This is a genomic window from Flavobacterium azooxidireducens, from assembly GCF_023195775.1.
GTDB lineage: Bacteria > Bacteroidota > Bacteroidia > Flavobacteriales > Flavobacteriaceae > Flavobacterium > Flavobacterium azooxidireducens.
In genome coordinates, this window is the sequence record NZ_CP096205.1 from 380,808 (window position 1) to 395,891 (window position 15,084).

The window sequence follows — 15,084 nt, forward strand, 5'->3', positions numbered from 1 at the left end:
AAATTCTCAATTAACTATGGCAAATCCATTAATCAAAATAACCAATCTAAAACGAAACTTTATTTTAGGAAGTGAAACGATTTATGTTCTAAAAGGTATCGATTTAGAAATTAACAAAGGTGAATATGTTGCTTTGATGGGTCCGTCGGGTTCAGGAAAATCAACTTTGATGAACCTTTTGGGTTGTTTGGATACGCCAACATCCGGAACATATATTTTGAATGGAAAAGACGTAAGTCAAATGCACGATGACGAGTTAGCTGAAATCAGAAATAAAGAAATTGGATTCGTATTTCAAACGTTCAATTTGATGCCGAGAACGACGGCTTTAGACAATGTAGCTTTACCGATGGTCTATGCTGGTTACTCAAAATCGGAACGAAATGTACGAGCAACAGAAGTGCTCACACAAGTGGGATTAGCGGATAGAATGGATCATAAACCCAACGAACTTTCGGGTGGTCAACGTCAACGTGTGGCAGTTGGAAGAGCATTGGTTAACAAACCTTCTATAATTTTGGCGGATGAGCCAACCGGAAATTTAGATTCCAAAACATCTGAAGAAATCATGGCTTTGTTTGGCGAAATTCATAAAAATGGAAATACGGTAATTTTGGTAACGCACGAAGAAGAAATTGCAGCCTATGCACACCGAATTATTCGTTTGCGAGACGGAATTATAGAAAAAGACGAGCGGATAAAATAAACAATTTGTAACTTTGTTCTATAAGTTTTACAAATATGAAAACACTTATTATCGTCATAATTGTTCTTTTTGTGGCCGTTATTATTGTAACAAGAATGGCAAATAAACAAAGAGGAAATCGTCGAAATCGAAGTTTCAAAACCAATTATTATTCCAAAAAGAAACAATAATCTGATGAAAATTGGAATACTAACGTGTGCCCGATTACCTGAACTTTTAGAATCGGATCAAAAATTAATTCCGCTTTTTGCAAAGAAAAATATTGCTGCAAAAGCAGTGATTTGGGATGATGAATCGGTCGATTGGACTGAATTTGATTATCTAATTTTCAGAAATACGTGGGACTATTATCAAAAAGAAATTACGTTTAATTTATGGTTGGATAAAATTGAATCGTTAGGTATTAAAACACTCAATCCGATTTCTATCATCAAAAAAAACAAGCATAAATTTTATTTAAAAGAACTAGAAAAAGAAGGAATTTCAATACTTCCGACAATCTTTTTAGAAAAAAATTCAACTTCAAATTTAAAAGAATTAATTCCTGAAAGTTGGGAGAAAATTGTCATTAAACCAGCGTTTTCTGCCGGAAGTTATTTGACAAAACTAATCGACAGAAGTGAATTAGAATCCATTCAAACAGAATTCAAAAAACATTTTGAAACCAAAGATTTTCTTTTACAGGAATTTCGTCCTGAAATAAAAGAATTAGGGGAAACATCTTTTATCTTTTTTGATGGGAAATTTTCGCACGCTGTCAACAAAAAACCTGTTGAAAATGATTTTAGAGTTCAAATTCAATACGGCGGAAAATATACTTTAATTCAGCCCAATGCTGATTTATTGCTTCAAGCTGAATTAGTTTTATCAAAAATTCCTGAAAAATTGCTTTATGCTCGCGTTGATGGCATTGTTATCGAAAACAAACTTCACTTAATGGAAATCGAACTCATAGAACCCGATTTGTATTTTGATTTAGCTGATGGAGCGAGAGAAAGATTTGTTGAAGCTTTTTTAAGAGTTACTGAGTCGCTGAGTTTCTGAGTGGCTGAGTAAAAAAATCTTCGTATTTTAGCAAAATAAAAACTCAGTTACTCAGCAACTCAGAACCTCAGCAACTTCCTTATGAAAATATACACAAAAACCGGCGATAGCGGAACTACAGCACTTTTTGGCGGAACACGCGTCCCCAAACACCATATTCGTATTGAGAGTTACGGAACGGTAGACGAATTGAATTCGCACATCGGATTAATTCGAGACCAAAACATCAATCAATTATACAAAAATGTTTTAATTGAAGTGCAAGACCGACTTTTTACCGTTGGAGCCATTTTAGCCACACCTCCTGACAAAGAGGTTTTAAAAAATGGTCAACCGCGTTTAAACATTAATCGAATTTCGGAAGAAGATATTCAATTATTGGAAAATGAAATTGACACAATGAACGATGCGTTGCCTCCGATGACTCATTTTGTGCTTCCGGGCGGACATACAACTGTGTCATATTGTCATATTGCACGTTGTGTTTGCCGAAGAGCAGAACGCCTATCGGTGCATCTTCACGAGTTAGAACCGACAGATGAGCAGGTTTTAAAATACTTAAACCGACTTTCTGACTACCTTTTTGTGTTGGCACGAAAGTTGTCGTTTGACCTTCAAGCGGATGAAGTAAAATGGATTCCGAGGAAGTAGTAAGCAGTTCTCAGTTGACAGTTTTCAGTTAAGTACTGAGTTCTAAAAACTTAATACCGAACACTATTTTAACCACGTTCTTACCTTTAAAAAAGTAAAAAAAATACTTTTTGGTAAAATAAATCAATTTTTACTTGACTATGTCTGTAGAAAATTTATTTTTGCATAAAATTAAATCGATAGAAGATGTATTGGACATTAGAATTAGCATCCTATTTAAGTGATGCACCGTGGCCAGCCACCAAAGATGAGCTTATTGACTATGCTATTAGAACGGGAGCTCCACTTGAAGTAGTGGAAAACCTTCAATCTATAGAAGACGAAGGCGAGATATATGAGTCGATGGAGGAAATTTGGCCGGATTATCCTACAGACGAAGATTATCTTTGGAACGAGGACGAATATTAATCAAAAATAAAAAACACCAGAAAGAAGTCTCACACGAGGCTTTTTTTTTGTGTAAATTTGCACATTTAAAAAAACAACCATTATGAGTTTCATTAATAGTATTCTTAAAGCATTTGTGGGCGACAAATCCGAAAAAGATGTCAAAGCAATACAACCTCTTATTACTAAAGTAAAATCGTTTGAAAGCAGTCTTTCATCTCTTTCCAATGATGAATTGCGTGCTAAAACTGCTTATTTCAAAGAAAAAATAAAGCAAGCTCGTGCAGAAAAAGATGCAAAAATTGCTACACTAAAAGCTGAAGTGGATCAAATTTCGGATATTGATAAAAGAGAAGACATTTATCTTTCTATCGATGCTTTGGAGAAAGAAGCTTATGAAATTTCAGAAAAAACATTAAATGATATTCTTCCTGAAGCGTTTGCTGTGGTAAAAGAAACAGCAAGACGTTTTAAAGACAATACCAACATTAAGGTAAAAGCAACACCGAAAGACATTGAACTTTCGGCTACAAAATCCTATATTTCTATTGAAGGTGATAATGCTATCTGGGCAAATTCTTGGAATGCTGCCGGAAAAGAAATCACTTGGGATATGATTCACTACGACGTTCAGTTGATTGGTGGAGTTGTATTGCATCAAGGAAAAATTGCTGAGATGCAAACCGGTGAAGGAAAAACGTTGGTGGCTACTCTTCCACTCTATTTGAATGCGTTAACCGGAAACGGCGTGCATTTGGTTACTGTGAATGATTACTTGGCAAAACGTGACAGCACTTGGAAAGCTCCTTTATTTGAATTTCACGGTATAACTGTTGATTGTATTGATAATCATCAACCAAACACGGATGCGAGAAGAAAAGCGTACGAAGCAGATATTACATATGGTACAAATAACGAATTTGGTTTTGATTATTTGAGAGATAACATGGCTCATTCGCCAAATGATTTGGTGCAACGTAAACACAATTTTGCTATTGTGGATGAGGTCGATTCGGTTTTGATTGATGATGCAAGAACACCATTAATTATTTCAGGTCCGGTTCCGCAAGGTGACAGACACGAGTTTAATGAATTGAAGCCTAAAGTTGATAATTTAGTTAATTTACAACGAAATTTAGCTACCGGATTTTTAACCGAAGCTAAACGTTTAATCAAAGAAGGAAACACCAAAGACGGCGGATTTCAATTGTTGAGAGCTTACCGTTCGATGCCGAAAAATAAAGCATTGATTAAATTTTTGAGTGAAGAAGGTATCAAACAATTACTTCAAAAAACGGAAAATCAATATATGCAAGACAACAACCGCGAAATGCCAAAAGTGGATGAAGCGTTGTATTTTGTTATCGAAGAAAAAAATAATCAAGTTGAATTAACCGATAATGGTGTGAAATTTTTATCACAAGATACGGATGAAAATTTCTTCTTACTCCCTGATATTGGTTATGAAATTGCCCGAATTGAAAAAATGAATTTGGCAAAAGATGCCGAAGCTGAAGAAAAAGAGAAATTGTTTCAGGATTTTTCGATTAAGTCGGAACGTATTCACACCTTGACTCAATTATTAAAAGCCTATACTCTTTTTGAAAAAGATGTAGAATATGTAATCATGGAAGATAAAATCATGATTGTAGATGAGCAAACCGGTCGTATTATGGATGGTCGTCGTTATTCTGACGGATTACACCAAGCGATTGAAGCCAAAGAAAATGTAAAAATTGAAGCAGCAACGCAAACTTTTGCAACGGTTACACTTCAAAATTATTTCCGTATGTACAGCAAATTAGCGGGTATGACGGGAACGGCTGTAACAGAAGCGGGTGAACTTTGGCAAATTTATAAATTGGATGTGGTGGAAATTCCAACCAACCGCCCGATGGCAAGAAAAGATCAAGAAGATTTAATTTATAAAACGACTCGCGAAAAATTTAATGCTGTCATTGAAGATGTAACCAAATTATCCTTAGCCGGAAGACCGGTTTTGATTGGAACAACTTCGGTTGAAATTTCAGAATTATTAAGTAGAATGTTGAAGATGAGAAACATTCCACACAACGTTTTGAATGCAAAAATGCACAAAAGAGAAGCTGAAATTGTTGCGGAAGCCGGTAAAGCCGGAATTGTAACCATTGCTACTAACATGGCCGGTCGTGGAACGGATATTAAACTTAGTGCCGAAGTAAAAGCAGCCGGTGGTTTGGCCATTATCGGAACAGAACGTCACGATTCTCGTCGTGTTGACAGACAGTTGCGAGGTCGTGCCGGTCGTCAAGGAGATCCGGGAAGTTCGCAATTTTATGTTTCGTTAGAAGATAATTTAATGCGTTTATTTGGTTCTGAAAGAGTAGCCAAAGTAATGGATAGAATGGGCTTGAAAGAAGGTGAAGTGATTCAGCATTCAATGATGACCAAATCCATCGAAAGAGCTCAGAAAAAAGTAGAAGAAAACAACTTTGGTGTTCGTAAACGTTTGTTGGAATATGATGACGTTATGAACTCACAACGTGAAGTGGTTTACAAACGCAGAAGACACGCTTTACACGGCGAACGTTTGAAAGTGGATATTGCGAATATGCTTTATGATACGTGCGAAAACATCACCAACGAAAATAAAGCCGTTGTTAATTTCAAAAATTTTGAATTTGAATTAATTCGTTATTTTTCAATTACTTCTCCAATTACAGAAAGTGAGTTTACCAAACTTTCTGAGATGGAAATTACCGGAAAAATCTACAAAGCAGCATTGGCGTATTATCACGAAAAAAATGCTAGAGATGCCAGAGAAGCTTTCCCAATCATAAAAGATGTTTTTGAAAATCCGAGTAATCAATATGAGCGAATCGTCGTTCCGTTTAGTGATGGTCAAAAAACATTGAATGTGGTTACGAATCTTAAAAAAGCATACGAAACAGAAGGAAAACAATTGGTTGCTGATTTTGAAAAAAACATCACCTTAGCTATTGTTGATGAAGCGTGGAAGAAACACCTTCGTAAAATGGACGAGTTGAAACAATCTGTTCAATTGGCTGTTCACGAGCAAAAAGATCCATTACTGATTTATAAATTTGAAGCGTTTAACTTGTTCAGAACAATGTTGGACAAAGTAAATAAAGAAGTGATTTCATTCCTTTTCAAAGGAGATTTACCAAATCAAAACACAGCAAATATTCAGGAAGCAAAAGAAGTTCGTCCGAAAGAAAATTATAAAACTTCCAAAGATGAAATTCCAAACAGTGATACATTAGCTGAACAAAATCGTGAAGCGGGACAAACGCAACGTCAACCAATTACGGAAACAATTGTTCGTGAAACACCTAAAATCAACCGAAATGACACCGTTACATTAAAACACGTAATGAGTGGAAAAACGGAAACCATGAAATACAAAAAAGCCGAAAGCATGATTGCAAGCGGCGAATGGGTTCTGGTTCATTAGAAATTACAGAAGATATATTCAAATCCTCAACATTTTACTGTTGAGGATTTTTTATTTTATAAATATTTCGATGTGTGAATTATATAACGTTTTATAATAGTTGTATAACATAACTTTTTATGAAAAATAGAAATTTGTAGATTATAAGAAAAATTGTTCTATCTTACTTTTCTTTTGTGAAAGAACAATAGCAATACTCTAAATAATTAACCGGATAGTTCAATATGAAAAAATTCTCCAATTTAAAAATTATACCGTCGGTTAATAAAACCAAAGAACAAATCATCAAACTGAGTGATAAAACACTTCGTAAGAAAGAAGAAACAAGTTCTTTTTTAACGAAAACTGCTGATGTAACGTTGTTCATTACACAAATTTTTAAAGAAACATTTTCTCGGGATTTTGAGTTCAAAGAATTTTTGAAACAATGTTATCAAATTGGATATAAAACACTACCACTTATTTCTATTACAGGAACAATTATGGGATTGGTTCTTACCATTCAATCACGTCCTGTTTTGATAAAATTTGGTGCAGAAACCATGTTGCCAAGTATGGTTGCACTTTCAATTATTCGGGAAATGGGTCCGGTAATCACCGCCTTAATTTGTGCAGGAAAAATTGGTTCCGGAATTGGAGCAGAATTAGGTTCGATGAAAGTAACCGAGCAAATTGATGCCATGGAAGTTTCCTCTACCAATCCGATTCGGTTTTTAATTGTTACAAGAGTATTAGCCACCACATTAATGATACCAATTCTGGTTTTATATGCCGATGGTTTAGGAATTTTAGGCAGTTGGATGGGAGCGAATATTAAAGGAGATGTTTCGTTTGTGCTATTCTTTTCTCAAGCTTTCAAACCGGTTGAATTTATTGATTTTATCCCGGCTTTAATCAAAACCTTCTTTTTTGGTGCCGCCATTGGTTTGGTTGGATGCTACAAAGGTTTTAATGCAGGAAGAGGCACAGAAAGTGTTGGGAAAGCCGCAAATTCCGCAGTAGTTTTAGCTTCTTTATTAGTGATTATAATCGATATGATTGCAGTTCAAATTACAGATATGTTTATATGATGAACGATCAAACAAATAGAAAAAAAGTGGTTGAGATAACCAATCTTAAAAAATCGTTTGGCAATCAAGTGATTTTAAAAGATGTTACTTTATCGTTATACGAAGGAGAAAATTTAGTTGTTCTCGGAAAATCAGGAACCGGAAAATCGGTTTTAATTAAATGTTTGGTGGGATTATTGCCAACAGATAGCGGAACAATTTCGGTTTTTGATGAAAACATGACAGCTGCTTCGGGAAAAGAATTAGCTTCTATCAGAGAAAAAATGGGATTTCTTTTTCAAAGTGGAGCGTTGTATGATTCGATGACGGTGAGACAAAACATTGAATTTCCGCTACGACGGATAAAAAAAGATCTCACTGAAGAGCAAATTGAAGAAAAGGTAAAAGAAGTTTTGGAAAATGTGGGCTTAGCCGATTCAATCGACAAAATGCCTTCTGAACTTTCGGGCGGAATGCGAAAAAGAATCAGTTTGGCTCGAACGCTCGTTATTGATCCGAAAATAATGTTATATGATGAACCAACAACCGGACTAGATCCGATTACATCTAATGAAATTAGTATGCTTATTTTAGAAATTCAAAAGAAATATAAAACATCATCCATCATTATTACACATGATATCAAATGTGCTCAAAAAACAGCCAACCGAATTATTATGTTAGACGAAGGATTAATTTATAAAGAAGGAAGTTTAGAAGAATTCGAAACATCAACAGATACAACATTACAATCATTTTTTAATTAAAAAAATATGGAAACTCATTCTCAAAATTTCAAAATCAGACTCGGTTTATTTGTAGCCGGAGGTATAGCATTATTTGTTTTTGCCATTTTCATTATCGGAAAACAAAAAAACTTATTTAATCCGGTTTATTCACTCACCACCACTTTTTATAATGTGAGTGGCTTGCAAGTTGGAAATAAAGTTCGGTTTTCCGGAATTGATGTAGGAACGGTTGATAATATTCAAATTATCAATGATTCCACCGTTAAAGTAAACTTATTTATCCGAAAAGAAGTGCAACAATACATCAAAACAAATAGCGAAGTTGCCATTGCTTCGGAGGGTTTAATTGGTGATAAAATGCTTCAAATTACGCAAGGAACACACAATGCTTCATTTGCAAAAGATGGTCAATACTTAAAATCTTTAGAGCCGGTTGAAATTGATGCAATTATGGCGAGTTTACAATCCACAGTTGATAATGCTGAAATAATTTCAGATGAATTGGCTGCAATAATGATTAATATTAATAGTGGCGAAGGTACATTGGGAAGATTGATTAAAGATACGGTTATAGCCGAAAATTTAAGTCAGACCATGCAAAACCTTAAAAGTAGTTCTAAAGGTTTGGATGAAAATATGGAAGCCGCTAAAGAAAATTTTCTTTTAAGAGGTTATTTTAACCGTAAAGAAAAAGCGGAATTGAAAGCTAAGAAAAAGCGGAAGAGAAAAGAGAAAAAATCAGAAAAGAAGAAGAACGCAAAGCAGAAGAAGCAAAAAAGAAGAAAAATTAATTTTAATTATCAGAAAGATTTATATTTTTGATAAAAATATACTTATGAAATTTAAATTGACATTCCTTTTTCTTCTGATAAATTACCTGTGTATTTCTCAATCGTTGGAAACATTAAAATCGGATTGTGTAAAAATGTATGAGTCGACATACAACATGGAATTTGAAAAAATTCTGGATTATACACATCCTAAAGTATTTGAAATTGCTGATAGAGAAACTATGCTAACAATTTTAGATGAAACTTTTCAAAATGATCAATTACGCATTCGGTTAGTTCATCCAAAAACAACATTTACTTTTTCAGAAGTTAAAGAAATTGACGGAAAGAAAATTTGTGTGGTAGAATATCCGCAAGCCATGCGAATGATTTTTGAAAATCCGCTTTCGGAGGAAGAAAAAAATTCGATTGCAGAATCTTTGAAAACAACCATGGCATCCAAAAAAATTACGTTTGAAAAAGATAGAAATGCATTTTATATCGATGGAAAAGATATCATGATTGCTGTTTCTGAAGAAGCGACCCAAAACAAATGGAAATTGATTAATTACGATAAAAGTCAACCACAATTACTAAACATGGTTTTAGGAGAAAATGTTGTAAAACAATTAGGTTTGCAATAATTAAAAAATAAATACTATCTTTACTTTGATGCTTCTAATGGCATTACCAAAAAATTATGGCAAAGAGTCAGGATGCTAAGAAAAACATAAAGAAAGAGCCTTTAAAAACGGCAAAAGAGAAAAAAGAAGAAAAAAGAGAAAAGAAAAACAAAAGGGATTAATTTTTTAATCCCTTTTTTGTTGTTTTACGGCAAAATTTTACCCGGATTTAATATTCCATTCGGATCAAACACAAACTTAATTCGTTCCATTAATTCCAAATGTGTTTTAGAAAAAGCGATATCCATATACTCTTTTTGAACATAGCCAATGCCGTGTTCGCCGGATAAAGTTCCGTTTAAAGAAACGGTTAATTCAAAAATTTCACGAATTCCTTTTGTAATTTCTGAATTCCATTCTTGGTCAGAAAGCGTGCCTTTGATGATGTTAACGTGTAAATTTCCATCGCCGGCATGACCATAACAAACCGATTTAAAACCATATTTTTTTCCGATAGATTTAATGCCTTCCAATAATGTTGGCAATTCATAACGAGGAACAACCGTATCTTCTTCTTTATAAATTGAATTGGATTTGACAGCTTCGGCAATGCTGCGACGCATTTTCCACAAGGCATTTTTTTCATCTTCGGTATCGGCGAATAGAATATCATCAATTTGGAATTGTTCTACAACTGTCATGATTTTTTCAGCTTCAGCCATCAAAATTTCAGGATAATTTCCATCCACTTCAATGAGTAAATGAGCTTGAATTTCATTTTTCACTTGAACGTTCAATCCATCAATGTATTCTAAAGCCCAATCAATGGCATCGCGTTCCATAAATTCCAACGCACTCGGAACAATTCCTGCTCTAAAAATGGCTGAAACGGCTTCACAAGCTTCATTGGCTTTGTAAAACGGAACTAACATCAATACGTTATGCGTATTTTTCGAAAGTAATTTTAAAACAATTTTTGTTACGATTCCTAACGTTCCTTCACTACCAACCATCAATTGAGTCAAATTGTATCCTGTTGAATTTTTTAAGGTATTGGCTCCTGTCCAAATAATATCTCCGGTAGGTAAAACCACTTCTAAATTCAAAACATAATCCTTAGTTACACCGTATTTTACAGCTCTTGCTCCACCGGAATTTTCAGCAACATTACCACCTATAAAACAGCTTCCCATACTGCTTGGATCGACAGGATAGAAAAGACCTTTTTCTGAAACGGCTTCGCGTAATACTTGCGTAATCACACCGGGTTCGGTAATCACTTGCAAATTTTGTTCGTCGATGGAAAGAATTTTATTGAATCGTTCCATTGAAAGTCCGATTCCGCCTTGAACCGATAATGCTCCGCCACTCAACCCAGTTCTTCCACCAATCGGAACAACCGGAATTTTGTATTGATTGGCTATTTTTAAAATTTCGGAAATTTCTAAAGCCGAGGATGGCTTTACCACAACATTTGGCGGAAAAACATACGCTTCGGTTTCGTCGTGACCGTAGTGATTTCGGGTTTCTTCATCGGTAAAAACAAACGATTGACCAACGATATTTTCTAATTTGGATAGAATTTCGGAATTGAGTTGCATACTTTATTTTTAAACCAATAAAGGTAAAAAAATTATACCAACGAAAGTATCCAATACCAAAAAGCTAAGGTTAAAAATGAAAGCGGAATTCCGATACCAATCATCATGCTGCTTAATTTAGGTTTTAATCCATAGGTTGAGGCCAAAATTGCTCCGGTTATCATGGGAGCCATTGCCGATTCCATAATAGAAACATCAACCACTAAACCTTCACCTTTAAAAATAAACTTGTATAAAATCAGGAAAAACAATGGTGTTAGCATCAATTTAAAAAACAAACCTAACGCTAAAAAATTCCAATGCTGACTTTTTTTATCAATTTTTAATTGCAAACCAACAGAAACCAGAGCAATTGTTGAAACAGTTCCGCCCACTTTATAAAAAACGGATTGCATCATTTCAGGAAAATCAAGTTTAAAAATATTTAGTAAACAGGCTACAACAAAAGAAATAAAAGGTGGAAAGAATAAAATTTTCTTTATGATTAGTTTTGAATCAACTTCTCCTTTAGAAAAAACTGAAGCAACGATTATCCCCAAAGTAGCCAATACTACAAACGAACCGGGCTGATCGACAATAATTGCTGTTTGTAATCCATCTTGACCATACAAGGCTTCTATTACGGGAAATCCAACAAAAGATGTATTTCCTAATCCTCCTGTAATTATTAAACATCCCATTAATTTTTTAGACCATCCGAGCCATTTTCCCAAACTGTAAAAAAATAAAAACGACAACCCAAATCCTATCCAAGCTACGCCAATTGGAAAAAGTAATTTTGAAGAAATTTCAATTTTCGGAATATAATACAAAGCCAACGCCGGCAACGAAATATAAATCACAAAATGATTGAGTGCTACATATCCATTTTTTGGAAAACTTTTAAGGAATTGCAATCCAAAACCAATCGCTAAACAAAGAAAAATTAAAATGATGTTATCCATGATAGAAAATAGAATGCAAAAATACCATTATAAAATTATTGATTTATTTTTTTAACCTCTATTTTATTGTCTTGAAACTCTTGTTGATTTTACTTACTTTTACTACTTCAAATTAGTGTTGTGAAAAAATCAAAACCAAATAAATCTGCTTTGAATGAAAAAGAAGGTATTCCTCAACCGGAATTTATCAGTGATTTGGTTGTGAAAAACATTAAAGGTTATAGAAAAATTCAACCTTCTTCTGATGAATTAATTAATGGAATTTTAAAAGGAAATATTTCCGATTTAAGCCGTGCCATTACTTTAGTGGAAAGCACAAATCCTGAACATTTAGCTAAAGCGAATGAAATTATTGGAGCTTGCTTATCCAATGCTAATAAATCCATTCGCATTGGAATTACAGGTGTTCCAGGCGTCGGAAAAAGTACGTTTATTGAAGCTTTTGGAAAACACTTAACTTCGTTAGGAAAAAAAGTAGCCGTTTTGGCTGTTGATCCGAGTAGCACTATTTCTCACGGTAGTATTTTGGGCGATAAAACCAGAATGGAAGAATTGGTAAAAGATAAAAACGCCTACATTCGACCTTCTGCTTCGGGAGAAACGTTGGGCGGCGTTGCCAGAAAAACCCGTGAAACTATTATTCTATGTGAAGCTGCCGGATTTGATACTATCATCATTGAAACGGTTGGTGTTGGTCAAAGTGAAACTGCCGTTCACAGTATGGTTGATTTCTTTTTATTATTAAAAATTTCCGGTGCCGGTGATGAATTACAAGGAATCAAACGCGGCATTATGGAAATGGCCGATGCCATCGTAATCAATAAAGCAGATGGTGATAACATCAAAAAAGCCAAACTAGCTAAAACCGAATTCAACAGAGCATTACATCTTTTTCCGGCTAAAAAATCAGGTTGGATGCCTATTGTTTCTACTTGTAGTTCTTATACAAAAGATGGAATTGATGCTGTTTGGAAAACAATTTCAAATTATTTGGAATTGACCAAATCCAATTCCTATTTTCAAGAAAAAAGAAAAGAGCAGAACCAATATTGGATGATGGAAACGATTAATGAACAATTAAAAAATCATTTTTACAATCATCCGGAAATTATTGATTTATTGGAGAAAAAGAAAAAAGCCGTGCAAAATGATGAACTTTCTCCTTTTGCAGCGGCATTAGAATTACTCTCTACTTACTATAAATAAAAGTATTTGACCTTGACGGAAGATAGATTAAGCAGTTTACGTTAATCTGATTAATCTTGTAAAAACATAAGTGTCTTTAAATACAAAAAAATTAATTTAAATACACTTTTAATAAACTTATAATTGTATTTATCTACTTTTTATGATATATAAATACATTTTTTAATTACACATATCTGTATTTATTTCTTATATTTGCTTCATAAATACATTAACTCATGATAGGAAGAAAAGCTCAAACAAAAGCAATGACAGATGCTATCAAGGCAAAAAAGTCATCATTTGTAGCAGTAACAGGAAGAAGAAGAGTTGGAAAAACGTATTTAATAAGAGAAGTATATGAAAAAAACTTCTGTTTTACTGTAACCGGAATTCAGAATGCAGATTTGCAAACTCAAATAAATAATTTTGTTCAAAAAATAGCAGAATACAACAAAGACTTGTTGGTTTTAGGTGCTGTAGATAATTGGCAAAAGGTGTTTTTTGTATTCAAAAATTATTTAAAAAGTTTACCAAAAAATAAAAAGCAAGTTATATTTATTGACGAATTACCATGGATTTCTACACCAAAATCCGGTTTTATACAACTATTAGCACATTTATGGAATGATTATCTGTCTCTAGAACAACATTTTATACTGGTTGTTTGCGGTTCGGCTACTTCATGGATTACGCAAAATATCATTAATGATAAAGGAGGTTTTCATAATAGAATTAATTTGCCCATTCATTTAAAACCTTTTACTCTTGCAGAAACGAATGAATTCTTAAAATCCAAAAATATAAATTATACACCAACGGGTATTTCTGAAATCTATATGACGTTGGGTGGTTTGCCTTATTATTTAGAACAAATTCAAAGAGGCGAAAGCGTTACAAAAGCAATCGAGCGAATATGTTTTTCTGAAACGGGAATATTAAAATACGAATACAACAATTTATACAAAGCCTTATTTACAAATTGGGAAAACCATGAAGCGATTGTAGCTTGTTTAGCAAAATCACACAACGGATTAACTAGAGAAAGCATCATTGAAAACTCAAAAGTTAGTGCGGGTGGTCCATATACTAGAGCGATGAATGATTTGGTTTTGACAGGTTTTGTAGAAGAATCTCTACCCTTTGGTAAGAAAAAAAGAGGAAGTATTTACAGATTAGTAGATGAATTTTCAGTCTTTTATCATCAATTTATGAAAGGTAATGAAAAGAAAGATGCGTCTATCTGGCAAATAATTTCTAATTCACAGAAATATAAAATCTGGAAAGGTTTTGCTTTTGAAACGTTATGCATGAAACATATAGACGAAATAAAAAACGCTTTAGGAATCAGAAATGTTTATACAGAAACATCGTGTTTTAGCAGAAAAGGAACTTCTACAGCCAATGGATTTCAAATTGATTTAATTATTGACCGAAAAGATGCTACTATCAACCTTTGTGAATGTAAATTTTATGAAAGTAACTTTGTCATTTCAAAAAAATATGCACAAGAAATAAAACAAAGAAAAACAGCATTTGCTCAAGAAACCGGCACCAAAAAAATGCTTGTAAATACGTTCATTGCAAATGAAGATTTAATTGAAAATGAACATTCTCTAGAAGTTGTTGATGTTTTTATGAATGTGAGTGAGTTGATGCAATAAATTAATCCGGCATTTTACTCCTCATATCGTTCCATTTCTCTATCATAAAAAGCTCCGGCTAACTCGATTAATTTTTCCATTTCGGTTTCGAGGTCTTTTTCGTCTTCTGCATCAACTTCTTCGATGATTTCCACTTCATCATCTTTTAAATTAATTATAAAACGAGGATATTCTAAATGAATGATAAAAATATCTTCCGGATGATCGGTGTTGTCTGCTAAAACGAATTTTGGTAAGTCCATATTTTAAAGGTTAGC

14 protein-coding genes are annotated in these 15,084 nt (G+C 33.7%); 11 read left to right on the top strand and 3 right to left on the bottom strand.

Annotated elements, in window-relative coordinates; all coding sequences use genetic code 11:
- Positions 1–16 precede the first annotated feature (16 nt).
- The 9 genes from M0M57_RS01735 to M0M57_RS01775 all read left to right on the top strand — a co-directional run bounded on the left by M0M57_RS01735 (position 17) and on the right by M0M57_RS01775 (position 9,454).
- A complete protein-coding gene (locus M0M57_RS01735) occupies positions 17–706 on the top strand; it encodes an ABC transporter ATP-binding protein (protein WP_248434807.1) in 690 nt (229 codons plus the stop codon).
- Between the two features lie 174 nt (positions 707–880).
- A complete protein-coding gene (locus M0M57_RS01740) occupies positions 881–1,750 on the top strand; it encodes an ATP-grasp domain-containing protein (RefSeq protein WP_248434809.1) in 870 nt (289 codons plus the stop codon).
- Positions 1,751–1,831: 81 nt separating this feature from the next.
- On the top strand, positions 1,832–2,401 hold the full coding sequence (locus tag M0M57_RS01745; RefSeq protein ID WP_248434811.1) for a cob(I)yrinic acid a,c-diamide adenosyltransferase: 570 nt from the start codon (positions 1,832–1,834) through the stop codon (positions 2,399–2,401).
- 186 nt (positions 2,402–2,587) lie between these two features.
- Positions 2,588–2,809, top strand: coding sequence for a DUF2795 domain-containing protein (locus M0M57_RS01750; protein ID WP_002986941.1), 222 nt, complete (start codon positions 2,588–2,590; stop codon positions 2,807–2,809).
- 82 nt (positions 2,810–2,891) lie between these two features.
- Entirely contained in the window at positions 2,892–6,242 is a 3,351-nt protein-coding gene (secA, locus tag M0M57_RS01755) for a preprotein translocase subunit SecA (protein WP_248434814.1), read from the top strand.
- Positions 6,243–6,466: 224 nt separating this feature from the next.
- A complete protein-coding gene (locus M0M57_RS01760) occupies positions 6,467–7,312 on the top strand; it encodes an MlaE family ABC transporter permease (protein WP_248434816.1) in 846 nt (281 codons plus the stop codon).
- The gene (locus M0M57_RS01765; protein ID WP_248434818.1) at positions 7,309–8,058 is read left to right on the top strand and encodes an ABC transporter ATP-binding protein; all 750 of its coding nucleotides are present in this window, start codon (positions 7,309–7,311) and stop codon (positions 8,056–8,058) included. The genes M0M57_RS01760 and M0M57_RS01765 overlap by 4 nt, the downstream gene beginning before the upstream one ends.
- Before the next feature lie 6 nt (positions 8,059–8,064).
- Positions 8,065–8,862 carry an MlaD family protein gene (locus M0M57_RS01770; RefSeq protein WP_248434820.1) on the top strand — a complete coding sequence of 266 codons (798 nt, stop codon included), beginning with the start codon at positions 8,065–8,067 and terminating at the stop codon, positions 8,860–8,862.
- 124 nt (positions 8,863–8,986) lie between these two features.
- On the top strand, positions 8,987–9,454 hold the full coding sequence (locus M0M57_RS01775; protein ID WP_248434822.1) for a hypothetical protein: 468 nt from the start codon (positions 8,987–8,989) through the stop codon (positions 9,452–9,454).
- Between the two features lie 185 nt (positions 9,455–9,639).
- Here M0M57_RS01775 and M0M57_RS01780 read toward each other — a convergent pair whose 3' ends face one another.
- A complete protein-coding gene (locus tag M0M57_RS01780) occupies positions 9,640–11,034 on the bottom strand; it encodes an FAD-binding oxidoreductase (protein WP_248434824.1) in 1,395 nt (464 codons plus the stop codon).
- Positions 11,035–11,066: 32 nt separating this feature from the next.
- Positions 11,067–11,978: an AEC family transporter gene (locus M0M57_RS01785; protein ID WP_248434826.1), complete on the bottom strand. Its 912-nt coding sequence runs from the start codon at positions 11,976–11,978 to the stop codon at positions 11,067–11,069.
- Between the two features lie 120 nt (positions 11,979–12,098).
- On the opposite strand from M0M57_RS01785, the gene meaB reads away from it, so the two are divergent.
- Both meaB and M0M57_RS01795 read left to right on the top strand, forming a co-directional pair.
- Positions 12,099–13,184, top strand: a complete 1,086-nt coding sequence (meaB, locus tag M0M57_RS01790) for a methylmalonyl Co-A mutase-associated GTPase MeaB (RefSeq protein ID WP_248434828.1) — start codon at positions 12,099–12,101, stop codon at positions 13,182–13,184.
- A 218-nt stretch (positions 13,185–13,402) separates the two neighbouring features.
- Positions 13,403–14,827, top strand: coding sequence for an AAA family ATPase (locus M0M57_RS01795; RefSeq protein WP_248434830.1), 1,425 nt, complete (start codon positions 13,403–13,405; stop codon positions 14,825–14,827).
- A gap of 14 nt (positions 14,828–14,841) precedes the next feature.
- On the opposite strand, the gene M0M57_RS01800 is transcribed toward M0M57_RS01795, so the two are convergent.
- Positions 14,842–15,069, bottom strand: a complete 228-nt coding sequence (locus M0M57_RS01800; protein ID WP_112087232.1) for a hypothetical protein — start codon at positions 15,067–15,069, stop codon at positions 14,842–14,844.
- Between the last annotated feature and the right edge of the window lie 15 nt (positions 15,070–15,084).

Excerpts from the sequence above, each read along its gene's own strand:
- M0M57_RS01795 (WP_248434830.1), top strand. The coding sequence starts at position 13,403 with ATGATAGGAAGAAAAGCTCAAACAAAAGCAATGACAGATGCTATCAAG.
- M0M57_RS01800 (WP_112087232.1), bottom strand. The coding sequence starts at position 15,069 with ATGGACTTACCAAAATTCGTTTTAGCAGACAACACCGATCATCCGGAA.
- M0M57_RS01770 (WP_248434820.1), top strand. The coding sequence starts at position 8,065 with ATGGAAACTCATTCTCAAAATTTCAAAATCAGACTCGGTTTATTTGTA.
- M0M57_RS01760 (WP_248434816.1), top strand. The coding sequence starts at position 6,467 with ATGAAAAAATTCTCCAATTTAAAAATTATACCGTCGGTTAATAAAACC.
- secA (WP_248434814.1), top strand. The coding sequence starts at position 2,892 with ATGAGTTTCATTAATAGTATTCTTAAAGCATTTGTGGGCGACAAATCC.
- M0M57_RS01745 (WP_248434811.1), top strand. The coding sequence starts at position 1,832 with ATGAAAATATACACAAAAACCGGCGATAGCGGAACTACAGCACTTTTT.
- M0M57_RS01780 (WP_248434824.1), bottom strand. The coding sequence starts at position 11,034 with ATGCAACTCAATTCCGAAATTCTATCCAAATTAGAAAATATCGTTGGT.
- M0M57_RS01735 (WP_248434807.1), top strand. The coding sequence starts at position 17 with ATGGCAAATCCATTAATCAAAATAACCAATCTAAAACGAAACTTTATT.
- M0M57_RS01750 (WP_002986941.1), top strand. The coding sequence starts at position 2,588 with ATGTATTGGACATTAGAATTAGCATCCTATTTAAGTGATGCACCGTGG.
- M0M57_RS01775 (WP_248434822.1), top strand. The coding sequence starts at position 8,987 with ATGGAATTTGAAAAAATTCTGGATTATACACATCCTAAAGTATTTGAA.
- M0M57_RS01785 (WP_248434826.1), bottom strand. The coding sequence starts at position 11,978 with ATGGATAACATCATTTTAATTTTTCTTTGTTTAGCGATTGGTTTTGGA.
- M0M57_RS01765 (WP_248434818.1), top strand. The coding sequence starts at position 7,309 with ATGATGAACGATCAAACAAATAGAAAAAAAGTGGTTGAGATAACCAAT.
- M0M57_RS01740 (WP_248434809.1), top strand. The coding sequence starts at position 881 with ATGAAAATTGGAATACTAACGTGTGCCCGATTACCTGAACTTTTAGAA.